We start from the raw sequence: 23,625 nt of genomic DNA on the forward strand, positions 1-23,625 counted from the left end.
CGCTTAAATCGCCCTCACCACAATATCCCCCCCACCGGCTCCACCGCCGGCGGCGCCTCGCGGCCCAGGCCTTGCAGCAGGTCCGCCTCGATTGTCGTCGTCATCGCCAGCAGGGGCGCGTCGTGGATCGAGTTGGCGAAGGGATCGACCAGGTCGTCGCCGATCTGGAGGACGGCGAGGTACATGAAGCCCGCCACCGCCGAACCCACCGGCGTTGCCACGCCCAGCGTCTCGACCAGGCCGATCGGCAGCAGCACGCAGAACAGGCGGGTGAAGAAGGTGGGGAAGCTGCGATATTGCGCGGGCAGGGGGGTGTTCTTCAGCCGCTCCATGCCGCCCTGCGCGTTCGACATGTCGATGAACAGGCTTTCCAGCCGGCTCTGCTGGATGCTGTCGATCCAGCCCTTGCGATAGGCATCGGTGATCAGCAGGTCCGATCCGTCGAGCAAGCCGTTGGCCGGGTTGCGGCGCGCCAGTTCGGGATTGTCGCCGTTCGGCAGCGTGCGGCGCATCTCGGGGCCGGGGTCCTGCTTGCGAAGCTGGCAGCGCAGCACATGGACATAGGCGATCTGCCGCTCGATCAGGGTCGTGCGGAGCGAGGCGGCCTCGGGCGTGTCCGGGATCAGCGCCAGCACCGCGCGGGCGAAGCTGCGCGAGACGTTGACCATGCCGCCCCACAGCACGCGCGCCTCCCACCAGCGGGCGTAGGCGGAGTTCACCCGGAAGCCGAGGAACAGCGCCAGCGCGGTGCCGAAGATGGTGAGGGGCAGCGCCGGGGCGCGAAACGGCGAGATGAAATAAAAGACCGTAACCGTGACGTCCCACACGAAGAGCGCGATCAGCGCGCTCCACGCGGCCTGGAACGTCTGGCGGATACGGGGCGTCCGTCCGACGATCATGCGAGATACTGTACCGATAGGTTAAGAGGTGGGGGCGGCTTCGTCATCGAGTTTGAGCCACGCATGGCGCAATGCGAGGCAGCCGACAATACCCACCGCCTTGATCGTCGCCGCCTGAAGCGAGGGGGACTGGTCCGTGATGGCGAACCACAGGAAGCCGAGGCCCAGGATCAGCGCGGCGTAGATCGGCAGCGCCTCGATATCGTTCCAGGCGAGCGGGGGATCGGATTTGATCCGGGGGGCGGTGAGAGCCACCATAAGCCTACATCCTTCTCGAAAATGACGATGCCGCAATGCGACGCCCCACAAAAATGTTGCGTCGCACCCCGATCGTCAACCACCCGACAAGTGCGCAAGGCAGGTTTGCGTTTCGCGGTATTGCGATAATTTTTCGCAGAAATCCGGTCACACGCCGTTGATGTGGCAATGCTTTAATACAGGGGAGCAAGGTACATTCTATTGCACCGCAACATTGCAATCCTACGTTATCTCGCATGCGCGACCGCTTCTCGGAGATCCAATCCTTCCTCAAGATCGTCGAGGCCGGCAGCCTCTCCGAAGGCGCCCGCCGCCTCGGCCTGTCGCTCGCCGCGACCAGCCGGAGGCTGACCCAGCTGGAGACGCGGCTGGGCGTGCCGCTGATCCGCCGCAACAGCCGCCACCTGACCCTGACGGACGAGGGCGCGATCTTCTTCGACAAGGCGGGCCGTGCGCTCGCCGAGCTGGACGATGCCGAAGCGGCGGTGATGCGCACCGCGACCGACGCCTCCGGGCTGCTGCGCGTGGTGACGACGATCGCCTTCGGCCGCCGCCGCCTCGCGCCCCTGCTCCACCATTATGCGATGCTCCACCCCGAGGTTGAGGTGCATCTGGAAACCGCCGAGCAGGCCGGCAACATCGTCGAGAGCGGGCACGACATCGCCATCTGCTTCGATCCGCAGCCCGATTCCACGCTCATTATGAAGCGGCTGGCGGATAACCCGCGCGTGCTGTGCGCCTCGCCGACCTATCTTCACCGCCGGGGCCGGCCGCAGCACGCCACCGATCTGGCCGATCACGATATGATCGTGGTGGGCAGCGGCGCGCAGGATCTGTGGCGCGGCATCGACATGGGCGGCGCCGCGCCCAAGCGGATGCTCTCCACCAACGACGGCGAACTGGCGCGGCTGTGGGCGATCGACGGCGCGGGCGTGGTCATCAAGTCGCTGTGGGACGTGTCGGAGGATCTCACCGCCGGGCGGCTGGAGACGCTGCTCCCGGCGGTGTCGCTGCCCGCCTCGCGCATCGCCGCGCTCTACCTGCCGGCGCAGGGCGATACCGCCAAGGTGCGCAGCTGCCTCGGCTTCCTGGCCAAGCATCTCGGCGTCGATTCCGCCAACGGCCGCGCGCTCCACGCCGATTGACAAGCCTTGCCGGCCCTGTTCCGTGCGGCGCGGGCACAGGGAGGTTTCGATGCACGATCGCCGCGCGTTTCTGGGGATGACGGGCGCCGTGGCGCTGGCCGGGGCGGGCGAGGCATCGGCGCAGGGCATCGCGCTCGAACCCGGCTTCGATCGGGCGATGGGCGATTTCGCCTCCGCGCAGGCCACCTTCGGCCGGCTCTACGATATCGATCGCACCATCGCGAATTTCGACGCGGCTTATTATGGCGCGATGACCCGCCCGGTGCAGGCGATCTATGCCGAGAAGGTCGGCTGGGTGAACCGGGTCAACGCACTCTATCTGCGCAGCGCCGTCCCCGGCCATCCGCGCGATGCGGAGCTTGATCGCAGCCGCGCCGAGGTGGCCGGCCTGCTCGGCTGCAAGACGCAGGAGATCGCGCTCAGCACGGGCGGCACCGAGGCGCTCTATGCGCTCATCACCAATTATCGCCTGCTCAAGGCCGGCGATGCCGTGCTGCTGGCCGATGTCGATTATGACGAGATGCAATATGCGATGGAATATCTGAAGGAGAGCCGGGGCGCCGAGGTGGTGCGCTTCGACCTGCCCGAGCCGATGACCCGCGCCAACATCCTGTCGGCCTATGATCGCATCCTGCGCGACACGCCGCGCGCCAAGCTGTTGCTGCTCACCCACCTGTCCAACCGCAATGGGCTGGTGCCGCCGGTGCGCGAGATCGTGGCGATGGCCAAGGCGCGCGGCGTGGACGTGATCCTCGACAGCGCCCAGACCGTCGGCCACCTCGATTTCACGGTCGCCGATACCGGCGCGGACTTCATCGGCTTCTCGCTCCACAAATGGCTGGCCGCGCCGCTCGGCAATGGCGGCATCTACATTCGCGAGGGGCGGCTGGGCGACATCGCGCCGTACCTCGGCAACCGCATCCACGACGAGAGCGATATCCGCGCGCGCGTGCCCACCGGCACCGCCGACATCGCCGCGCGCCTCACCATCCCCGCCGCCGTCGCGATGCACCGCGCGATCGGGCCGAAGCGCAAGCTGGCGCACCTGCGCGCGCTCCGCGACCATTGGATCGCCGGGGTGCGCGAGGTGAAGGGCCTGCAATTGATGCTGCCCGACGAGCCCGACAACCACGGCTCGGTCAGCGCCTTCCGCCTGCCCGGCCAGCGCGACTGGGCGCAGGCGCAGGCGGTGCAGAAGCTGTTCCTCGACAAATATCGCCTGCTGGTGGTGGCGAAGAGGGGCCTCGCCTCCGGCCCGGTATTGCGGGTGACGCCGGCGCTGTTCAACACGACGGCGGAACTGGACCGGCTGATCGCCGCGATCCAGGCCGAGCGCGGGCTGTTCGCCTGATCTAACGCCGCAGCCCGTCCGCCTCCGCCATCAGCGCGCGGGCGGCCGTGACGCAGGGGCCGAGCCAGTCGCCCGGCGCATCGCCCGCCAGCGCGCGCGCCTGCATCGGCATTTCCAGCCCGATCGAGACGGTGCCGGGCAGGGCGGCGAGCCATTCCGCCAGCGGAAATTGGCCGGTGCCGGGGCACAGCCGCTCGGCCGCCGCCTCGTGCATATAGCTGTCCATCGTCCATTCGAGCAGACCGTCGCACAACTGGATATGGCCCACCTCGCCCGGATCGAGCGCCAGCAGATCGGCGGTCGTGCCGCCCGATCGGGCGAGGTGCAGCATATCGACCAGGATGGCGAAGCCCGGCCGATCGACATGGCGCACCAGCGCGCGGGCGGTCGCCAGATCGGGCACGCCCAGCATCGGCGCGAATTCCACCGTCGATCGCATCCCGCGTGCCTCGGCCATTTCGGCGTAGAGCGCGCATTGGTCGAAGGTGCGCTGCCTGTCCGGATCGAGGCTGGCGATGTTGGCGCAGGGCGCGCCGAGTTCGGCCAGCACGTCCAGCGCCGGCGCCGTGTCGCGCACGTCGCCGCCGGGGAAGAGCAGGCAGGCTTCGGCGATCGCGATCGAGACGGCGTTGGCGGCCAGCGCCGCCTTCACCTCGCGGCGGAGCGCCGCATCGTCGACCAGCGACCAATCGGGATAGACCCCCGGATTGACCACGAGCGGCCTCGGCCCGAGCCCGATCCGGGCGACGCCCAGATCGGCGGCCAGTTCGACGAAGGCGACCGGCGGCATCCCGAAGACGCTGATGAAGTCGATTCCCAGGCGATCCATGCGGCACCCCCACGGCAGTATCGGGGTGGCCTAATCGGTGCCCGGTCGCCCGTCACTTGCGCGCCGCCACTATCCGCCGGGGCGATCAAACCGCGCCCGGCCCGTGCGTCTCACTTCACCCAGTCGAGCCCGATCTCCTCGTAGAGCCCGCGATCCTCTTCCCACTTCGGGTTGACCTTCACATGCAGGAACAGGTGGACCTTGCGGCCGAGCAGGGTCGCCAGTTCCTCGCGCGCCTTCGATCCGATCTCCTTCAGCCGCACGCCGCGCTTGCCCAGCACGATCGCCTTCTGCGTGTCGCGGCCGACGAGGATCTGCTGGTGGATCGCGACCGACCCGTCCTTGCGCTCCTCGTACTTTTCCGTCTCGACCGCGCTGGCATAGGGCAGTTCGGCGTGGAGCTGGAGGTAGAGCTGTTCGCGCGTCACTTCGGCGGCCAGCATCCGGTCGGTCGCGTCGGACACCTGATCCTCGGGGAAGTGCCACGGCCCTTCCGGCATCCGCGCGGCGAGCGTCGCCTTCAGGTCGGCAAGGCCGTCGCCGGTGGTGGCGGAGACCATGAAGATGTCGGAGAATTCCATCGTCTCGTTGAGGCTCTGGGCCAGCGCCAGCAATTCCTCCTTGGGCGTCACGTCCACCTTGTTGAGGATCAGCAGCTTGGGCTCGCGTCGTGCCTTCAGCGCCTCGAGGATCGGCTCCAGCTTGCGGAACATGCCGGTCTTGGCATCGACTACCAGGCACAGCAGGTCGGCATCCTCGGCGCCGCCCCAAGCGGCGGCCACCATCGCCCGGTCGAGCCGGCGCCGCGCCTCGAAGATGCCGGGGGTGTCGACCAGCATGATCTGCGTGTCGCCGGCGATGGCGATGCCCATCAGGCGGGCGCGGGTCGTCTGCGGCTTGGGGCTGACGATCGCGACCTTCTGGCCGACGAGGGCGTTCACCAGCGTCGATTTGCCCGCGTTGGGGGCGCCGACGAGGCTGACGAGGCCGCAGCGCGTCTGCGGAGCCGGAGTAGGGGCGTCGGTCATCATTTCAGTCTTTCGAGCAGGGTGCGCGCGGCTTCGGATTCCGCCTCGCGCTTGGAGGCGCCTTCGCCGTTCGCTTCGGCGCCCGCCTTGCCGGGCAGAGCGACGCTGACGAGGAAGCGCGGGGCATGGTCGGGGCCGGAGCGGCGTTCGAGCGCATAGACGGGCGGGCGGCAGCGGTTGGCAGCGGCCCATTCCTGCAACGCCGCCTTGGGGTGGCGCGGCGCGCTCTCGCCGAGGAAAGGCGCGAAGGCCCGCTCGACGAACGGCCGCGCGGCATCGAGCCCGTTTTCCAGGAACAGCGCGCCGATCAGCGCTTCGACCGCGTCGCCGACGACATTGTCGCTGTGGATCACGCCATCGTCGCGCGCCTGCTTGCCCAGCACCAGCCGCTGCGGCACGCCGATGGCGCGGCCGACCTCGGCACAGGTCTCGCGACTGACGACGGCGTTGAGGCGGCGCGAGAGCGCGCCCTCGGGTTCGTCGGGGTGGATGCGGTAGAGCCAGGCGGCGGTCACCACCCCCAGCACCTTGTCGCCGAGGAACTCGAGCCGCTCGTAATTGGCGGACGTCTGCGAGGCGTGGGTCAGCGCGCGCAGGAAGAGGGCAGGATCGCGCGGGGCATGGCCGAGGGCGCTTTCGATCCAGGCGGTAAGATCGTCGTTCACCGCCGCGCCCTACAGCAAGACGGGCCCAGTGGGTAGGGGAGGGTGGGTAGGGGAGGGCCGGAACGCGCGCTCGCGCCCCGGCCCGCCGCCATCAGAAGCGGTAGCTCGTCGTCACCGACACGGAGTGGCGGTTGAAGTCGCTATAGCTGCGCTTCATGAAAGTGCCGGTCGCGTTGGTCAGCAGGAACGGGTTGGTCACCGGTGCCGCGCCGCGCTGGACGTCGACGACATAGTCGTTGTCCTTCAGGCTGGTGTACAGATACAGCACGCCGATCGAGAATTTGCCGATGCGCTGCTCGACGCCGCCGCCATAGGTATAGCCCCAGACATTGTCGCGCGCCTGGTTCAGGCGAGCATCGTCACCCTTGGGATCGATGAAGGCGTTCGCGCCGTTCGTCGTGCCGAAACGGTTGCGGACGCGGCCATAGGCGAGGCCGCCGGTGGCGTAGGCGAGCGTCGTCGGCTCGGCATCGAAGATCGCGACGGCATAGCCGGCGCGGGCGCGCAGGCTACCCTGGCCGCGCAGCGTGCGCGAGAAAGTGTAATTGGCGGGCGTCGTCGAGAAGCCGCTGACGCCGTCGGTCACGCCCGAGCGGCCGTAATCGACCAGCGCGCCGACCACGATATTGCTGCCGATCTGGTAATCGAAGCCCAGCACGCCCGCGATCTCGGTGCCGCCGGCATCGCCCTGGCAGCCGTTGGCCGGCAGCGAGGTGTGGCCGACGCCGCCGCAGAAGCCGGGCGAGAAGGCGTTGGCACCGGTCGTTGTGCGGACCGTGTCGTTGAACGTGCCGTCGCGGTTGGTATCGAAGATCAGCGTTTCGTTGCGATCCTTGGGCTGCCATGAAAAGCCGAGCCGCATGCCCGCATAGGGGCCGGTCCAGCTGCTGGCGGAGGCGCTATCCTGTGCGAAAGCAGGCGTGGCGGCCGACAAGGTGACGGCAAGCAAGCCGCCGACGACGAACGATTTCATGGCATTCCCCTTTGGCGAATAGGCGTGTTCTACGCATACCCGAGGCAAGCAACGCGCTTGCGGGGAGGGATACTCTTAAATGGATACTTTCGTTCCGGCACTAATCGCGTTGTAATAATCGGGAAATCAAAAACTTTTCCCGATCCTGTGCGTACGCGCGGCGCGGAGCCAGCTGGCGGGACTGGTCCACGATGCCGATCCATCGGTGGAAAACACGGAAATCTGCGCTCTTCCGACCAGATTTTCGATCGGCACCAGCCCGATCCCGCCATCGTCCTGCGCGGGAAAGCGGCTGTCTGCGGATCGATCGCGATTGTCGCCCATCAGGAACAATCTGTCGGCCGGAACGACCATTTCGTCGCGATCGTCGGCGGTGGTGTTGCCCATATCGAGGACGTCATAGGCGCGGCCACCGGGCAAAGTCTCGCGATAGCGGTGGTAGCGGCAGGCGTGGCTGCCGTCGGGCTCGCGCTCCCGCACGATCGCGGCGCCCTGTTCGGGGCGGCACGGGCTGTTGGGGCTCACCGGGACCAGCAGATCGGCGACCCTGAGCTTGGGGATGGCCACGCCGTTCAGGATCACCTGACCGCCGCGCATCGCCACCCGATCGCCCGGCAGGCCGATCACCCGCTTGATATAATCCACCCGCTGGGACGGCGGCGCCTTGAACACCACCACGTCGCCCCGCGTGGGCAGCTTGGCCCCGATCCGCCCGGACCAGAACGGCAGGGCTCCTGGCAGGCTGTAGCGTGACCAGCCATAGGGCCATTTCGTCACGACCAGATAATCGCCGACGAACAGGCGCGGCAGCATCGATTCGGAGGGGATGACGAACGTTGCGAACACGAAGCCACGCAGCACCAGCGCGATCAGCGCCAGCGCCACGAAGAAGCGGATTTCGGACCATAAGGTGCGCGGGCGGGCCATTTCGATGGGCGATGGGCTGCCGGAAAGGGTTGGTCAACCTTTTGACCCCGTCTAACGTTACGATGCCGAACAGGAAGCGGGAGTTACCATGAGCGCCTGGGACGATATCAAGGCCGTACCGAACACGACGCTGGCGGAGCTGTTCGCGGCGGAGCCCGATCGGCTCGACCGGCTGGTGATCGACGAGGCCGGGATGCGCTTCGATTTCAGCAAGACGCATCTGTCGTCCGCGCTGGTCGAGGCGTTCGTGAAGTTCGCCGACGAGACGGGCTTCGCCGCCCAGCGCAAGGCTTTGTTCGCGGGCGAGCCGGTCAACAACACCGAGGGCCGCGCCGCCGAGCATCCGGCCGAGCGCGGCGAGGGCAATGCGGAGAGCGTCTCGCGCGCCAAGGGCTTCCACGCCCGTACCCGCGCGCTGATCGACGCGATCGAGGCCGAGGCGCTCGGCCCCGTCCGCCACGTGCTGCACGTCGGCATCGGCGGCTCGGCGCTCGGCCCCGATCTGCTGATGGACGCGCTGGGCCGCGAGAGCGACCGCTACGACGTGGCGATCGTCTCCAACATCGACGGCGTCGCGCTGGAGGAGGCATGGGCCGATTTCGATCCCGCCGCGACCCTGCTCGTGATCGCCTCCAAGACCTTCACCACCACCGAGACGATGCTCAACGCCGCCAGCGTCATCAACTGGATGGTCGAGGGCGGGGTCGCCGACCCCTACGGCCAGATCATCGCGCTGACCGCCGCGCCCGACAAGGCGATGGAATGGGGCGTCGACGAGACCCGCATCCTGCCCTTCTCCGAAAGCGTGGGCGGACGCTATTCGCTCTGGTCCTCCATCGGTTTCCCGGCGGCGATCGGCCTCGGCTGGGAGGCGTTCGAGCAGCTTCTCGAGGGCGCGGCGGCGATGGACCGTCACTTCCGCCTCGCCGAGCCGGCGAAGAACCTGCCGCTGCTCGCCGCCTTCGTCGATCTCTATTACGCTCGCGTGCGCGGCGCCGAAACACGCGCCGTGTTCGCCTATGACGAGCGATTGCGGCTGCTGCCCTCCTACCTCCAGCAGCTCGAGATGGAATCGAACGGCAAGAGCGTCACCCGTGACGGTCAGCCGCTCGACGGCGTCTCCTCGCCGATCACCTGGGGCGGGGTCGGCACCGACGCGCAGCATGCCGTGTTCCAGCTGCTCCATCAGGGCACGCATCTGGTGCCGGTCGAATTCCTCGCCTCGATCGAGCCGGGCCATGCGCTGGACGAGGCGCATCACCGCACCCTGCTGGTGAATTGCTTCGCGCAAGGGGCGGCGCTCATGGCGGGCAAGGCGTCCGACGATGGCGCGCGCTCCTATCCCGGCGATCGCCCCTCGACGACGATCCTGCTCGACCGGATCGATCCGGCGCGGTTGGGCGCGCTGCTCGCTTTCTACGAACATCGCACCTTCGCCGTCGCCGCGCTGATCGGGATCAATCCGTTCGACCAGTTCGGCGTCGAGCTGGGCAAGGCCATCGCCAAGTCGATCGAGACCGAGGGCACCGACAAGTTCGACGCCTCCACACGGGCGTTGATCGAAAAAGCGTTCGGCTGACGGGCCACGGCCGCCACCCGGCGGCCCATATCGAACAGGGAGCAGCATCATGGATCGTCGGCAATTCATCGGCTCGGGCGCGGCGGCGGCGAGCCTCGCGATCCTCCCCGCCGGCATCGCGCGCGCGGCGACCGTCGCCAGGGCGCCCGCCGGCCCGGGTGACGTCGGGCTGAAGGCCGCGTTCGACGCGATCTTCGACGCGCAGATGGATCGCTCGCCGGAATTCGCCACCTCGCTCGGGCTCGACAAGGGCGCCAACGCGGCCCGCAAGCGCCGGCTGGGCGATCGCTCCAGGGTCGGCCTCGAAACCGAGCTGACCGCCACCCGCAAGTCGATCGCCACACTGGAGGCGATCGATCCCAGGACGCTGGGCGAGGCGGCGAAGCTCGATCGCGAGGTCGTGCTCTATGGCCTGCGCCAGCGCACCGTAGGCCCGGCGCAATTCGGTGTCGGCAGCCCGATCCGCCCCTTCACCATCACCCAGCAGGGCGGCAGCTATTTCTCGGTGCCGGATTTCCTCAATTCGACGCACACGGTGGCCAGCGCCGACGATGCCGAGGCCTATCTCGCGCGGCTCGACGCCTTCGCCGTCGCGCTCGATCAGGATAGCGCGGTGCAGGCGGAGGAGGCGGGCAAGGGCCTGCTCGCCCCGTCCTTCTCGCTCGATCTGGCGCTCCAGCAGATGGCCAAGCTGCGCGCCGCAGCCCCCGCCTACGCGGGGCTCGTCACCTCGCTCACCGGCCGCGCCACCAAGGCGGGGCTGACCGGCGATTATGGCCCACGCGCCTCGAAGATCGTCGCCGACAAGGTCTATCCCGCGCTCGACCGCCAGATCGCGCTGGTGAAGAAATTGCGGGAGAAGGCCACCGCCGACGCCGGCCTGTGGCGCGTGCCGCGTGGCGACGAAATGTACGCCGCTGCTCTGCGCGCCTCAACCACGACCGACGTGACGCCCGACGAGGTTCACAAAATGGGTCTGGCGCAGGTCGCCGAGATCAGCGCGGGGCTCGATGCGATCCTCAAGTCGCAGGGCATGACCCAGGGCTCGATCGGCGAGCGGCTGACCAAACTCAACGCCTCGCCGGCGCAGCTCTACCCCGATACGCCCGCCGGCCGCACCGAACTGATCGCGCGGCTCAACGCCGATGTGCGCGCGATGCAGGCGAAGCTGCCCGCGATGTTCCTCAACCCGCCGACCGCGCCGCTCGAAATCCGCGCGGTGCCGGTCGAGATCCAGGATGGCGCATCCAACGGTTACTACCACACCGCCTCGCTCGATGGCACGCGGCCGGCGATCTACTTCATCAACCTGAAGGATGTCGGCGACTGGCCCAAATACGGCCTGCCCGCGCTCACCTATCACGAGGGGCTGCCCGGCCATCATCTCCAGATCAGCATCGCGCTCGGCACCGATGCGCCGATGCTGCGCAAGACCAGCTTCTTCGGGGCCTATATCGAGGGGTGGGCGCTCTATGCCGAGCAGCTCGCCGACGAATTGGGCGCCTACGGCCCCGATCCGCTCGACCGGGCGGGCTACCTCCAGTCCTTCCTGTTCCGCGCCGCGCGGCTGGTGGTGGACAGCGGCATCCACGCCAAGAAATGGACCCGCGAGCAGGCGACCGACTATCTCGTCACCACCACCGGCTTCGCCCGCCCCCGCGCCCAGCGCGAGGTGGAGCGTTACTGCACGATGCCGGGGCAGGCGACGAGCTACAAGGTCGGCCACATGAGCTGGGTCAAGGCCCGCGCCCGCGCCAAAGCGATCGCCGGCCCCCGCTTCGACCTGAAAAAATTCCACGAGGTGCTGCGCGAAGGCGCGCTGCCGCTGACGATCCTGGAGCAGCTGGTCGAGCAGCGGGCGAAGGGGTGGGTGGTCTGAGAGGTTCGTGCTCCTGCGGAAGCAGGAGCCCAGGGCCACGGGCGGTGCGCTTGGTAACCCTGGGCTCCGGCTTTCGCCGGAGCACGGTTTACTCAGCCCTTAACGGTCGCCCGCCAGCCGCATATCCAAATAGCGATCCACCGAACCCATCAGCGGCGTCATCTCATGCTCGAAGAAATGGTTCGCGCCCGGGATGGTGTCGTGGTGGATGGTGATGTGGCGCTGGGTGCGCAGCTTGTCGACCAGCTTCTGGGTAGCCGGCGGGGTCGCCACCTCGTCATTTTCGCCCTGGATGATGATACCCGAGGAGGGGCAGGGGGCCAGGAAGGTGAAATCGTAGAGGTTGGCCGGCGGGGCGATCGAGATGAAGCCCTTGATCTCCGGGCGGCGCATCAGGAGCTGCATCCCGATCCATGCGCCGAAGGAGAAGCCCGCGATCCAGGTGGTCGAGGCTTCCTTGTGGATGGACTGCACCCAATCGAGCGCCGAGGCCGCGTCGGAGAGTTCGCCGATGCCGTTGTCGAACGTGCCCTGGCTCTTGCCGACACCGCGGAAGTTGAAGCGCAGGGTCGCGAAACCGCGCTTCGCGAAGGTCTGGTACAGTGCCTGCACGATGCGGTTGTTCATCGTGCCCCCCGCCTGCGGATGCGGGTGGAGGATCATGGCGACCGGCGCGCGCGGGCGGATCGGCGGCTGAAAACGGCCTTCGAGGCGCCCTTCGGGGCCGGGGAAAATGACTTCGGGCATGGCACCTGCGGATTATCTGGCGTGGGCGGCGGCGGCTTGGCCGTGCGCTCGGGATCGGGTGCCTATATAGAGGTGCGACCCCTTCGTGCAATCATTGCGGGCTTTGCGCCATGAACCGCCTCTATCTCGACCATGCCGCGACCACGCCCGTCCTGCCGGAAGCGCGCGCGGGCATGGCCGAGGCGCTTGCCCGCTGGGCCAATCCGTCGAGCCCCCATGCGGAGGGGCGGGCGGCGCGTGCGGTGCTGGAGGCGGTGCGCGGCCGGATCGCGGCGGCGCTGGGGTGGACCGGCGCGGTGATCCTGACGAGCGGGGCGAGCGAGGCGCTGGCGATCGCATGGGGTGGTGCGAAGCGGCCGGGCCGGGCGCGATCGGCGGTGGAGCATGATGCGGTGCGCCGCCTACCGGGCGAGGCGGTGACCTTGCCGGTGGATCGCGATGGCGGGGTCGATGGGGGCGCGATACCCGCGGACTCGCTGGTCGCCATCCAACACGTCAACAACGAGACCGGAGTGGGCCAGCCCGCCGGGGAGATTGCTGCGGCGGTGCGGGCGAAGGGCGGGCTGTGGCTCGCCGACTGCGCGCAGTCTGCCGGCAAGATCGACCTGCCCGACGCCGATTTCATCGCCGTCTCCGCGCACAAGCTCGGCGGGCCGCCGGGCATCGGCGCCTTGCTGGTCAGGGACTTGAACCAGCTTTCGGCTACGGGTGGGCAGGAACAGGGCTATCGTGGCGGGACAGAGAATGTTCCCGCCGCGATCGGTTTCGCGGCGGCGCTGGAGGCATGGGTGCGGCCCGATCCCGCGCTGCGCACCCGTCTCGATGCGGCGATCGTCGCCGAGGGGGGTGAGGTCGTGGCGGCGACCGCCGAGCGCCTGCCCGAGATCGCCTCCTACCGGATGCCCGGCGTCCCCGCCGCCGCGCAGCTCATCCATTTCGATATGGCCGGCATCGCCGTCTCGGCGGGCAGCGCCTGTTCGTCGGGTAGCGTGAAGCCCAGCCATGTGCTGGCGGCGATGGGCTGGGACGAGGCCGCCGCGCGCGAGGTGGTGCGCGTCAGCTTCGGCCCCGAGACCGACGCGGCCGCGCTCGACCGCTTCGTCGGGGCATGGCGTGCGCTGGCCAGACGGGCACAGGCGGCATGATCTACCTCGACTATCAGGCGACCACGCCGCTCGCCCCGGAGGCGCGTGAGGCGATGCTGCCGTACCTCGGCGACCTGTTCGGCAACCCCCATTCGCCCCACCGCATGGGCCGCGAGGCCGCCGCCGCCGTCGAGGTGGCGCGCGAACGCATCCTCGTCGCGCTCACCGGCGGCGCGCCCAAGGACATGGCCGCCGGCCGGCTGGTCTTCACCAGCGGCGCCACGGAAGCCCTCAACTGGACGATCAAGGGCTGCTTCGCCAAGCTCGGCGGCGCCCGCCCGCGCATCGTGACGATCGCCACCGAACATGCCGCCGTGCTGGATAGCGTGCGCCATCTCGAGCGGCTGGGGGCGGAGGTGGTGGTGTTGCCGGTCGATCTCCACGGCCAGCTCGATCTCGATGCCGCCCGCGCCGCGATCGACGGCCGCACCGCGCTGGTCGTCGCGATGCTGGTCAACAACGAGATCGGCGTGATCCACCGCATCGCCGAGATCGGCGCCCACGCCCGCGCGGTCGGCGCGGTGATGCTGTGCGATGCGGTGCAGGGTTTCGGGCGGGTCAAGGTGCCGGTCGAAAGCTGCGATCTGATCGCCATGTCCGCCCACAAGATCCACGGACCAAAGGGAATTGGTGCCTTGTGGGTCCGCGAGGGTTTCGCGCCCGAGCCGCTGATGCACGGTGGCGCGCAGGAGGGCGGGCTGCGATCGGGTACGCTCAGCCCAGCTTTGTGCGCCGGCTTCGGCGTCGCCGCCGATCTCGCCCGCCAGCGCATGGTGGAGGATGCCGATCATGCCTATGCCCTGTTCCGCCGCGCCCGCGAGGGGCTGGGTGAGGGGTGGCGGCTCAACGGCGCGCTCGCCCGGCGCTGGTACGGCAATCTCAACGTGCGCGCCGACGGGCTCGATGCCGGGCGGCTGATCGCCGATCTGCGCGGGGTCGCGCTGTCGGCGGGCTCGGCCTGCGCCAGCGGATCGGGGCGGCCGAGCCATGTGCTGCGCGCGATCGGGCTGAGCGACGCGGAGGCGCGCGGCAGCATCCGGCTCGGCTTCGGACGATACACCACGCCGGACGAGATCGATCGCGCGATGGCGCTGGTCAACGAGGCGGTGGCGCGGCAGAGGATGTTCGCATGAGCGTGACCGTCCGTTTCGTCGCCGCCGATGGCGAGACCGTGCAGGAGGTGTCCGCCCCCGCCGGCGAACGCCTGCTAACCGTGGCGCAGGCCGCCGGCCAGCCGCTGGAGGGCACCTGCGAGGGGCAGATGGCCTGCTCCACCTGCCACGTCATCGTCGACCGCGCCGATTTCGCGAGCCTGCCGCCCGCCAGCGAGACTGAGGAGGATCTGCTCGATCTCGCCGCCCACGTCACCGCCACCTCGCGCCTCGCCTGCCAGATCTGGCTGGAGGGGATCGAGCGGCTGACCGTGCGGATTCCGCCCGCCGCGCGCGACATGCAAAGGCGTTGATAAGCGGAAAACTTTCCCCCATATGCGCCGCGGGAGTCGGGCGGACGGTGCCGTCGCCAACCCGGTCAGGTCCGGAAGGAAGCAGCCGCAACGATTTCGTATCGGGTCGTTCCGGCTCCCACCATTTTCGGGAAGAGCGGACCGCAGAGCGGTTCGCCCCGAAAATCTTAAGGCCGCGAGAGCGGCCGCCGGGGCTCCGCTCCAAGCGCGCACCGGACTTTCCGCCATGCCGCCACGAACATCGCCCTCCCACGATGTTCCGCATTTGTCCCCTCGACTTTAGCGCCCCTCAGCGGGTAGGTTGATCCATGGCCGAAGCCCAACCCTATCGCGTCCTCGCCCGCAAATATCGGCCGCAGAGCTTCGATCAGCTCATCGGCCAGGATGCGATGGTCCGCACGCTCGGCAATGCGATCAAGCGCGACCGGCTGGCCCATGCCTTCCTGCTGACCGGCGTGCGCGGTGTCGGCAAGACATCGACCGCGCGGCTGATCGCCAAGGCGCTCAACTGCATCGGGCCGGACGGGCAGGGCGGGCCGACGATCGCGCCGTGCGGCGTGTGCGAGCCGTGCATCGCCATCGCCGAGGGCCGCCATATCGACGTGATCGAGATGGACGCCGCCAGCCACACCGGCATCGACGACATCCGAGAGATCATCGAGGCGGTGCGCTATGCGGCCGTCTCGGCGCGCTACAAGATCCACATCATCGACGAAGTCCACATGCTGTCGAAGCCGGCCTTCAACGGCCTGCTCAAGACGCTGGAGGAGCCGCCGCCGCATGTGAAATTCCTGTTCGCCACCACGGAGGTGAACAAGATTCCCGTCACGGTGCTGTCGCGCTGCCAGCGGTTCGACCTGAAACGCATTCCATCCGAGCTGCTTGCGGGCCATTTCGGCCATGTCGTGGAAGCCGAGCATGTCGAGGCAGAGCCCGAGGCGCTGGCGCTGATCGCGCGCGCGGCGGAGGGTTCGGCGCGCGACGGCCTGTCGATCCTCGACCAGGCGATCGCCCATGCCGGCATGGGCGATGGCGGCGTGACCGCCGATCAGGTGCGCGAGATGCTGGGCCTGTCCGATCGCGGCGCGATCCGCCGGCTGTTCGGCGATCTGCTGGCGGGTGACGTGCCGGCGGTGCTGGCCAGCCTCCAGAGCCAGCATGATCTGGGTGTCGAGCCGGCGGCGGTGCTGCGGGCGCTGCTGGAGATCGTCCATGGCGCGACGCGGGCCAAGGCGGGCGGCGCGGCCGATCCGGCGCTGTCGGCCGAGGAGCGCGAGGCGCTGGCCGATTGGGCGAGCCGCTTGGGCTTCGCGACGCTCCACCGCCTGTGGCAATTGCTGCTGAGGGGCCATGAGGAGGTGCAGCGCGCGCCCCAGCCGCGCGAGGCGGCGGAAATGGCGCTGCTGCGGCTGATCCATGCCAGCCAGCTGCCCGATCCGGGCGATCTGGCGCGCCGCCTGCAATCGGGCGAGGCGATGCCGGCAGGCCCGCCCGCGCCCGCCAGCGCGGCGGCCGAGGCACAGGCGCCGATGTTGCGTTATCCTGCCGATTTCAGGACGATGCACGACCTTCTTGTCGCCGAGCGTAAGCAGCTGCTGGCGCAGATGCTCCACGATTTCACCGGCGTCGTGCGTTACGATCCGCCCACGCTGGCGATCCGGCCGTTGAAGCCCTTGCCCGGCGATTTCGCGCGCGATCTGGGCGCGGCGCTGAAGGCGGCGACGGGCTCGCTGTGGGATGTCACGCTCAGCGACGGCCCGGCCGAACCGAGCCTGCTCGAGACCGAGCAGGCCGCCGAGGCCGCCGCGCGCGACGCGATCCTCGCGACCCCGGTGGTCGCCGCGACATTGGAAGCCTTTCCGGGCGCCAAGCCTATCTGGGACGAAATCGAACCACGGAGCATAAGCCGATGAACGGTATGGAAGATCTGATGAAGGCCGCGCAGGCCGCCGCCGAGAATATCCAGAAGCAGATGGCGGGCGCGCAGGAAGGGCTCGACAAGATCGAGGTGGAGGGTGTCGCTGGCGGCGGCCTCGTCACGATCCGCGCCACCGCCAAGGGCCGCATTCTCGGCGTCGCGATCGACGATTCGCTAATGGTGCCGGCCGAGAAGCAGATGCTGGAGGATCTCGTCGCGGCGGCGCTCAACGACGCGCGCACCAAGGCGGATGCGGCGGGCAATGCCGAGATGCAGAAGATGACCGCGGGGCTTCCGTTGCCGCCGGGCTTCAAGCTGCCGTTTTGATATCCCTCCCGCGCTCCTGCGAAGGCAGGAGCCCAGGTTTACCGAGCGCAGCGCATGCCACCCTGGGCTCCTGCCTTCGCAGGAGCACGGCGGTGATAGATTCAATAACAAACAGAAACACATGCTGACCAGTCTTGCCATCCGTGACGTGGTGTTGATCGAGGCGCTGGACCTGGAGTTCGGCGCGGGCCTCGGCGCGCTCACGGGGGAGACGGGGGCGGGCAAGTCGATCCTGCTCGACGCGCTGGGCCTGGCGCTCGGCGCGCGGGCGGATAGCGGGCTGGTGCGCAACGGCGCCACTCAGGCGGCGGTGACGGCCAGCTTCGATCTGCCCGCCGATCACGGCATCGCCGCGCTGCTCGACGAAAATGGCCTGATGATGGAGCCGGGCGAGCCGCTGGTGATCCGCCGCACTGTGAAGGCCGATGGCGGCAGCCGCGCCTTCGTCAACGATCAGGCGGTGTCGGCGGCGCTGCTGCGCGAGGTGGGCGCGCAGCTCGTCGAGATCCACGGCCAGCATGACGATCGGGGGCTGCTCAACGCCAAGGGGCATCGCGCCCTGCTCGACAGTTTCGGGCGGATCGACGGCGCCCCGGCGGCGCGGGCGTGGAAGGCGTGGCGTGCCGCGCAGGATGCGCTGGATACCGCGCGCGCCGATCTCGACACGGCCGAGCGTGATCGCGAATGGCTGAAACATAATGTCAAGGAGTTGAACGACCTCGCGCCCGAAGCTGGCGAGGAGGAGCAGCTCGCCGAGGCGCGGGCGACGATGCAGAAGGGCGCCCGGCTGACCGAGGATCTGGCGGCGGTCGACGGCGAATTGCAGGGATCGGATGGCGCGCTGGCCCGGTTGCGGCAGGCGGCGCGGCGGCTCGATCGGCTGGCGGGCGACCATCCCCTGCTGGCCGAGGCGCTGGCCGCGCTCGATCGCGCGGTGATCGAGGCGGGTGAGGCGGAGGAGAAACTGGCCGGGGCGGGCGAGGCCTTGTCCTTCGATCCGGCGCGGCTGGAGGCGATGGAAACGCGCCTGTTCGAGCTGCGCGCGCTCGCCCGCAAGCATCGTGTCCAGCCCGACGATCTGGCGGCGCTGGCGGAGGAATTGTCCGAGCGGCTGGCGCGGATCGAAGCGGGCGGCGAGGGATTGGCGGCGCTGGAGGCGGCGGCCGGCGAGGCGCGGCTGGGCTACGAGACGGCCGCCGCCGCTCTGTCGGTGGCGCGGCAGCTGGCGGCGGTGCGGCTCGATGGGGCGGTGGCGGGCGAACTGGCGCCGCTCAAGCTGGATGCGGCGCGCTTCCGCACGGCGGTCGAGGCGATGGCCGAGGGTCAATGGGGTCCGGGCGGGCAGGATCGGGTCGAGTTCGAGATTTCCACCAACTCCGGCGCGCCCTTCGCGCCGCTCGCCAAGATCGCGAGCGGCGGCGAACTCTCGCGCTTCATTCTCGCGCTGAAGGTGGCGCTGGCGGAAGAGGGCGGGGCGGCGACGATGATCTTCGACGAGATCGATCGCGGCGTCGGCGGGGCGGTGGCCTCGGCGATCGGCGAACGGCTGGCCCGCCTGTCGCGCCGCGCGCAATTGCTGGTGGTCACGCACAGCCCGCAGGTGGCCGCGCGCGCCGACCGCCACTGGCTGATCGCCAAGAGCCACGATGGGTTGGTGACGCGCACCGGCGTGCGGCCGCTGGATGAGGCCGAGCGGCGCGAGGAGATCGCGCGAATGCTGTCGGGCGCCGAGGTGACGGACGAGGCGCGGGCGCAGGCCGGGCGGTTGCTGGCGGCGGCGTGAAGAAGGCACGGATTGTTCGCGCGGAGTCGCGGAGGCGCGGAGAGGAGAAGAGGGAGATTGGTGGGACGTGGCTCCCGCATCTCACCCTCTGCTTCGGCCGGATCGCCGGGGGAGTCACGTCCCGATATCTCCTTTCTTCTTCCTCCGCGTCTCCGCGTCTCCGCGTGAACAAAATCGACGGTGCGACGCACGGTGAACCAAGGTGGCAGCCACGGGAGACCCCAGCTTTCGCTGGGGTGACGTGTGAGAGTGCGGGCGGGAGCGTATGACCCTCCCGATCCACACGGTCCTGCCCGAGCTGATCGCCAGCCTCGACGCGACCCCCAACGCCGTCCTCGTCGCCCCGCCCGGCGCGGGCAAGACCACCGCCGTCGCCCCCGCCTTGCTCGACCGGCCGTGGTGCACCGGGCGCATCCTCCTCCTCCAGCCCCGCCGCCTCGCCGCGCGCGCCGCCGCCGAGCGGATGGCCAATACCGCCGGCGAGCAGATCGGAGGGCGCATCGGCTTTGCCACCCGGCTCGACAGCCGCCAGTCCGCCGCGACCCGGCTGCTCGTCGTGACGCAGGGCATCTTCACCAACATGATCCAGGCCGATCCCGAGCTGGCGGGCATATCGGCGGTGCTGTTCGACGAGGTTCATGAGCGCAGCCTCGACGGCGATTTCGGCCTCGCGCTGGCGCTCGACGCGCAGGGGGCGCTGCGGCCCGACCTGCGCCTCGTCGCCATGTCGGCCACGCTGGAGGGCGGGCGCTTCTCCGCGTTGCTGGGCGCGGCACCCGTGATCGAGAGCGAGGGGCGGGCGCATCCGATCGAGCTGCGCCACATCGGCCGCGACGCGGGCCAGCGGATCGAGGACCAGATGGCCGCCGCCATCCGCCGCGCCGTGATGGAGACCGAGGGCGGCATCCTCGCCTTCCTGCCCGGCGTCGCCGAGATCGAGCGCACCGCCGAGCGGCTCGCCAATCTGCCCGGCGACGTGCGCCTGCACCGCCTCCACGGCACGCTCGACCCCGCCGAACAGCGCCGCGCCATCGCCGCCGAGCCCGATGGCGCGCGGAAGCTCGTGCTGGCCACCTCGATCGCGGAGACCAGCCTCACGCTCGATGGCGTGTCGGTGGTGGTCGATTCGGGGCTGGCGCGGCGCCCGCGTTACGATCGGGCGGCAGGGATGACCCGGCTCGTCACCGAACGGGTCAGCCGGGCGGCGGCCACGCAGCGCGCGGGCCGCGCCGGGCGCCAGCGGCCGGGGATCGTCTATCGACTGTGGGAGGCGGCGGCGACCGCCGGCCTGCCGGCCTATGACCCGCCCGAGATATTGGAGGCGGACCTGTCGGCGCTGCTGCTGGCGTGCGGCCTGTGGGGCGTGACCGATCCGGCGAGTCTCGCGTGGATCGATCCGCCGCCCGCCGCCGCCGTTGCGGAGGCGCGCGGGCGGCTGGCGCGCTTCGGGATGATCGACGGCGACGGCCGGCCGACCCCGCACGGCAAGGCCGCCGCGCGCCTGCCGCTGCCGCCGAGGCTGGGGCATATGCTGCTGGCGGCCGAGGCGATCGGGCTGGGCCGGGTCGCGGCGGAGGTGGCGGTGCTGCTGTCCGAACGCGGGGTCGGCGGGAGCGACGCCGATCTGGATGCGCGCCTGCGGCGCTGGCGCGGCGAACGTGGTGCGAAGGCCGAGCAGGCGAGGGGGCTGGCGCGGCGGTGGGTGGAGCTTGCCACAAAGTCACCGTTCGCCCTGAGCATAGTCGAAGGGCGTGCCCCAAGCGTTGCGTCCGGCCGCACGTCCTTCGACTTCGCTCAGGACGAACGGAGAGTGGGCATCGCCATCGCCCTCGGTTTCCCCGATCGCGTCGCCAGGCGCCGTTCCGCCACCGGCGAGGACTGGATCTCCGCCGGCGGGCGCGGCTTTCGGCTTGACGGTACTTCCCCGCTCGCCTCGGCCGAATGGCTTGCCGTGGCCGAAACCCAAGGGTCGGCGGCCGGCGCACGCATCCTCTCCGCCGCGCCGATCGACCCCGCCGCGATCGAGGCGCTGTTCGGTGACACGATAGAAACCGTCCGCAAGGTCGCCTTCGATCCCGCGACCGGCGGCGTCCAGCCCACTCGCGAGCGGCGGCTCGGCGCGATCCGCCTGTCGCGCGGGCCGGATACGCAGGCGGAGCCCGCCGCGATCGCGGCGGCGCTGCTGGAGGGCGTCCGCATCCACGGCCTCGCGCGCCTGCCCTGGTCCGACACGGCCACGGCCCTTCGCGAACGCGCGGCCTATGCCGGCACCGATCTGTCCGACGCGGTCCTGATCGCCCGGCTCGACGAATGGCTCCCTCCGCTCCTCGCCGGCCGTCGCAAGCTCGCCGATATCGCCCCCGGCGCGCTCACCGAGGCGCTCAACGACCTGCTCGGCTGGGAGGGCAAGCGCGCGATCGACGCGGCGGCGCCGTCGCATTTCACCAGCCCGGCCGGCAGCACCCACCCGATCGATTATGCGGCGGAGGGCGGCCCGGCGGTCGAGCTGCGCCCGCAGGCGCTCTACGGCCTCACCCGCCATCCGGTGATCGGCCGCGACACGCCGCTGGTGCTGCGCCTCACCTCGCCCGCCGGCCGCCCGATCCAGACGACGCGCGACCTGCCGGGCTTCTGGGCGGGAAGCTGGGCGGCGGTCGCCAGGGAGATGCGCGGCCGCTACCCGCGCCACCCCTGGCCCGATGATCCGACCGTCGCCGACCCCACCTTGCGCACCAAGAAGCGTGCCGGCACTTGACCCGCCTTCGCACGCGCGGCATCGCAACCGCGACCCTTTCCAAGAGGCCCGCATGACCGGCATTGCCCGCATCTACCAGCGCACCAAGAACGCCATGCAGTCGGGCCGCGCCCGCACCGGCACATGGGTGCTGGAGCATGAGCCCGCCGAGGCCAAGCGCCCCGACGCGCTGACCGGCTGGGCAGGCTCCGGCGACGTCGGCGAGCAGGTCCGCCTGTCCTTCTCCACGCTCGACGAGGCGCGGGCCTATGCCGATCGCCACGGCCTGACGCCGCATGTCGTGCCCGGCGCCGAGCGCGTGCTGAAGCTCCAGGCCTATGCCGATAATTTCAAGGGCGTGGACATCTCCTGACTTCGCCCCCATCTGAGCGGCCCACCTCTTTTCCAGCCGCCAGACCGGAGCACCTTATGGCCGATTACGACTACGACCTTTTCGTCATCGGTGCGGGATCGGGCGGCGTGCGCGCGTCGCGGGTCGCCTCGGCGCATGGCGCGAAGGTCGCGGTGGCCGAGGAGTATCGGGTCGGCGGCACCTGCGTCATCCGCGGCTGCGTGCCCAAGAAGCTGCTCGTTTACGGCGCCCATTTCGCCGAGGATCTGATGGACGCCCGCCGCTTCGGCTGGGACGTGCCCGATTGCGGCTTCGACTGGAAGATCCTGCGCGACAACGTCCTGTCCGAAGTCGATCGGCTGGAGGGCATCTACGGCCAGACGCTGGGCAACAACAAGGTCGAGATCATCCGCGAGCGCGCCGAGATCGTCGGACCGCATACCCTGCGCCTCGCGTCGGGCCGCCAAGTCACGGCGGGCACGATCCTGATCGCCACCGGCGCCACGCCGATCGTGCCCGATTGCCCCGGCCACGAACTGGGCATCACCAGCAACGAGGCCTTCCACCTCGAAAGCATCCCGAAGCGCATCGTGATCGCGGGCGCCGGCTATATCGCCAATGAGTTCGCCGGCATCTTCCACCAGTTCGGCGCGCACGTCACGCTGGTGAACCGCACCGACGTGATCCTGCGCGGCTATGACGAGCAGATCCGCGATCGGCTGATGCAGATCAGCATGATGAAGGGCATCGATTTCAAGTTCAACGCCGCCTTCCAGAAGGTGGAAAAGGCCGAGGACGGATCGCTGCTGGTCCACGTCACCAAGCATGAACCGATCGCCTGCGACGTGCTGATGTTCGCCACCGGCCGCAAGCCTAACACCGATGGGCTGGGCCTCGAGACGGTCGGCATCCAGCTCGACGACAAGGGCGCGGTGCCAGTCGACGAGGACAATCGCACCACCTGCCACCATGTCTATGCCGTCGGCGACGTGACCAATCGGGTGCAGCTCACCCCCGTCGCCATCCGCGAGGGGCAGGCGTTCGCCGACACCCTATTCGGCAACAAGCCGCACCGGGTGGACTATGATTGCATCCCCAGCGCGGTGTTCAGCCACCCGCCGATCGGCGCGGTCGGCCTCACGGAAAGCCAGGCCAAGGGCAAATACGGCTCGTGCAAGGTCTATACATCGGACTTCCGCGCCATGAAGAACGTGCTGGCCGACCGCAACGAGCGCGCGCTCTACAAGATGGTCGTCCACCCCGAGACGGACGTGGTGCTGGGCATCCACATGATCGGGCCCGACGCGCCGGAAATCCTCCAGGCGGCGGCGATCGCGGTGAAGGCTGGGCTGACCAAGCAGGCGTTCGACGACACGGTGGCGCTGCACCCGAGCATGGCGGAAGAGCTTGTGCTGATGAAGTGAGGTGCCCCCCCCAAGTACGATCGTCACCCCAGCGAAAGCTGGGGTCTCAGGAAGGCTTGGGGCAACGGTGCGGCAGCCACGGGAGACCCCAGCTTTCGCTGGGGTGACGGTTGAATGGAGCGAGGCAGAGGCGACGCTCTCTTAGCCGACAGTCAGCCCGCCCATTCGCGAAACGTGCTCCTGCGAAGGCAGGAGCC

Annotated in this window: 21 protein-coding genes and 1 other RNA gene; 14 read left to right on the forward strand and 8 right to left on the reverse strand. The window is 69.3% G+C overall.

All coding sequences use genetic code 11. The features are described 5' to 3' along the window. Nucleotides 1-14: 14 nt before the first annotated feature. Entirely contained in the window at nt 15-899 is an 885-nt protein-coding gene (locus tag PQ455_RS06740; RefSeq protein ID WP_273690336.1) for a bestrophin family protein, read from the reverse strand. 21 nt (nt 900-920) lie between these two features. Beyond that, nucleotides 921-1,157, reverse strand: coding sequence for a hypothetical protein (locus tag PQ455_RS06745; protein WP_273690337.1), 237 nt, complete (start codon nt 1,155-1,157; stop codon nt 921-923). Nucleotides 1,158-1,393: 236 nt separating this feature from the next. Here PQ455_RS06745 and PQ455_RS06750 point away from each other — a divergent pair, with 236 nt between their 5' ends. Both PQ455_RS06750 and PQ455_RS06755 read left to right on the forward strand, forming a co-directional pair. Next, nucleotides 1,394-2,302 carry a LysR family transcriptional regulator gene (locus tag PQ455_RS06750; RefSeq protein WP_273690339.1) on the forward strand — a complete coding sequence of 303 codons (909 nt, stop codon included), beginning with the start codon at nt 1,394-1,396 and terminating at the stop codon, nt 2,300-2,302. Between the two features lie 49 nt (nt 2,303-2,351). Further along, on the forward strand, nt 2,352-3,653 hold the full coding sequence (locus tag PQ455_RS06755) for an aminotransferase class V-fold PLP-dependent enzyme (protein ID WP_273690341.1): 1,302 nt from the start codon (nt 2,352-2,354) through the stop codon (nt 3,651-3,653). 1 nt (nt 3,654) lies between these two features. Here the strand turns inward: PQ455_RS06755 and PQ455_RS06760 are convergent, their stop codons facing one another. From PQ455_RS06760 to lepB, 5 genes are all read right to left on the reverse strand, one after another. Next, nucleotides 3,655-4,482 (reverse strand): sugar phosphate isomerase/epimerase family protein, encoded by an 828-nt coding sequence (locus PQ455_RS06760; RefSeq protein WP_273690342.1) that lies wholly within the window; start codon nt 4,480-4,482, stop codon nt 3,655-3,657. Nucleotides 4,483-4,592: 110 nt separating this feature from the next. Beyond that, nucleotides 4,593-5,510, reverse strand: a complete 918-nt coding sequence (gene era, locus PQ455_RS06765; protein WP_273690343.1) for a GTPase Era — start codon at nt 5,508-5,510, stop codon at nt 4,593-4,595. Continuing rightward, complete coding sequence (rnc, locus tag PQ455_RS06770) at nt 5,510-6,175, reverse strand: ribonuclease III (protein WP_273690345.1); 666 nt, start codon at nt 6,173-6,175, stop codon at nt 5,510-5,512. Before rnc ends, era begins: the two co-directional genes overlap by 1 nt. A 91-nt stretch (nt 6,176-6,266) precedes the next feature. Continuing rightward, nucleotides 6,267-7,148 carry an outer membrane protein gene (locus PQ455_RS06775; RefSeq protein WP_273690347.1) on the reverse strand — a complete coding sequence of 294 codons (882 nt, stop codon included), beginning with the start codon at nt 7,146-7,148 and terminating at the stop codon, nt 6,267-6,269. A gap of 126 nt (nt 7,149-7,274) precedes the next feature. Beyond that, the gene (lepB, locus tag PQ455_RS06780; protein ID WP_273690349.1) at nt 7,275-8,075 is read right to left on the reverse strand and encodes a signal peptidase I; all 801 of its coding nucleotides are present in this window, start codon (nt 8,073-8,075) and stop codon (nt 7,275-7,277) included. An 88-nt stretch (nt 8,076-8,163) separates the two neighbouring features. On the opposite strand from lepB, the gene pgi reads away from it, so the two are divergent. After that, on the forward strand, nt 8,164-9,654 hold the full coding sequence (gene pgi / locus PQ455_RS06785; RefSeq protein ID WP_273690351.1) for a glucose-6-phosphate isomerase: 1,491 nt from the start codon (nt 8,164-8,166) through the stop codon (nt 9,652-9,654). Between the two features lie 49 nt (nt 9,655-9,703). After that, nucleotides 9,704-11,533 (forward strand): DUF885 domain-containing protein, encoded by a 1,830-nt coding sequence (locus PQ455_RS06790; protein ID WP_273690353.1) that lies wholly within the window; start codon nt 9,704-9,706, stop codon nt 11,531-11,533. A gap of 99 nt (nt 11,534-11,632) precedes the next feature. Here PQ455_RS06790 and PQ455_RS06795 read toward each other — a convergent pair whose 3' ends face one another. After that, nucleotides 11,633-12,280 (reverse strand): alpha/beta hydrolase, encoded by a 648-nt coding sequence (locus tag PQ455_RS06795; protein ID WP_273690355.1) that lies wholly within the window; start codon nt 12,278-12,280, stop codon nt 11,633-11,635. 110 nt (nt 12,281-12,390) lie between these two features. Between PQ455_RS06795 and PQ455_RS06800 the strand changes: the two genes are divergently transcribed. The 10 genes from PQ455_RS06800 (at nt 12,391) to gorA (ending at nt 23,428) form a co-directional block, all read left to right on the forward strand. Then, a complete protein-coding gene (locus tag PQ455_RS06800; protein WP_273690357.1) occupies nt 12,391-13,425 on the forward strand; it encodes a cysteine desulfurase family protein in 1,035 nt (344 codons plus the stop codon). Next, nucleotides 13,422-14,558, forward strand: coding sequence for a cysteine desulfurase family protein (locus PQ455_RS06805; RefSeq protein WP_273690359.1), 1,137 nt, complete (start codon nt 13,422-13,424; stop codon nt 14,556-14,558). Before PQ455_RS06800 ends, PQ455_RS06805 begins: the two co-directional genes overlap by 4 nt. Next, complete coding sequence (locus tag PQ455_RS06810; RefSeq protein ID WP_273690361.1) at nt 14,555-14,890, forward strand: 2Fe-2S iron-sulfur cluster-binding protein; 336 nt, start codon at nt 14,555-14,557, stop codon at nt 14,888-14,890. Before PQ455_RS06805 ends, PQ455_RS06810 begins: the two co-directional genes overlap by 4 nt. 28 nt (nt 14,891-14,918) lie before the next feature. Further along, nucleotides 14,919-15,016: signal recognition particle sRNA small type (gene ffs, locus PQ455_RS06815), an RNA gene on the forward strand. A 182-nt stretch (nt 15,017-15,198) separates the two neighbouring features. Continuing rightward, nucleotides 15,199-16,803 (forward strand): DNA polymerase III subunit gamma/tau, encoded by a 1,605-nt coding sequence (locus tag PQ455_RS06820; protein WP_273690362.1) that lies wholly within the window; start codon nt 15,199-15,201, stop codon nt 16,801-16,803. Further along, nucleotides 16,800-17,135, forward strand: a complete 336-nt coding sequence (locus tag PQ455_RS06825; protein WP_273690363.1) for a YbaB/EbfC family nucleoid-associated protein — start codon at nt 16,800-16,802, stop codon at nt 17,133-17,135. Before PQ455_RS06820 ends, PQ455_RS06825 begins: the two co-directional genes overlap by 4 nt. A gap of 121 nt (nt 17,136-17,256) precedes the next feature. Continuing rightward, nucleotides 17,257-18,918, forward strand: coding sequence for a DNA repair protein RecN (gene recN, locus PQ455_RS06830; protein WP_273690365.1), 1,662 nt, complete (start codon nt 17,257-17,259; stop codon nt 18,916-18,918). Between the two features lie 265 nt (nt 18,919-19,183). After that, entirely contained in the window at nt 19,184-21,673 is a 2,490-nt protein-coding gene (hrpB, locus tag PQ455_RS06835; protein WP_273690367.1) for an ATP-dependent helicase HrpB, read from the forward strand. A 52-nt stretch (nt 21,674-21,725) separates the two neighbouring features. Beyond that, nucleotides 21,726-22,025 carry an ETC complex I subunit gene (locus tag PQ455_RS06840; protein ID WP_273690368.1) on the forward strand — a complete coding sequence of 100 codons (300 nt, stop codon included), beginning with the start codon at nt 21,726-21,728 and terminating at the stop codon, nt 22,023-22,025. 56 nt (nt 22,026-22,081) lie between these two features. Further along, entirely contained in the window at nt 22,082-23,428 is a 1,347-nt protein-coding gene (gene gorA / locus PQ455_RS06845; protein WP_273690369.1) for a glutathione-disulfide reductase, read from the forward strand. The last annotated feature ends 197 nt before the right edge of the window (nt 23,429-23,625 follow it).

Origin of the sequence: Sphingomonas naphthae, assembly GCF_028607085.1 — a bacterium.
GTDB classification, from domain to species: Bacteria; Pseudomonadota; Alphaproteobacteria; order Sphingomonadales; family Sphingomonadaceae; genus Sphingomonas_Q; species Sphingomonas_Q naphthae.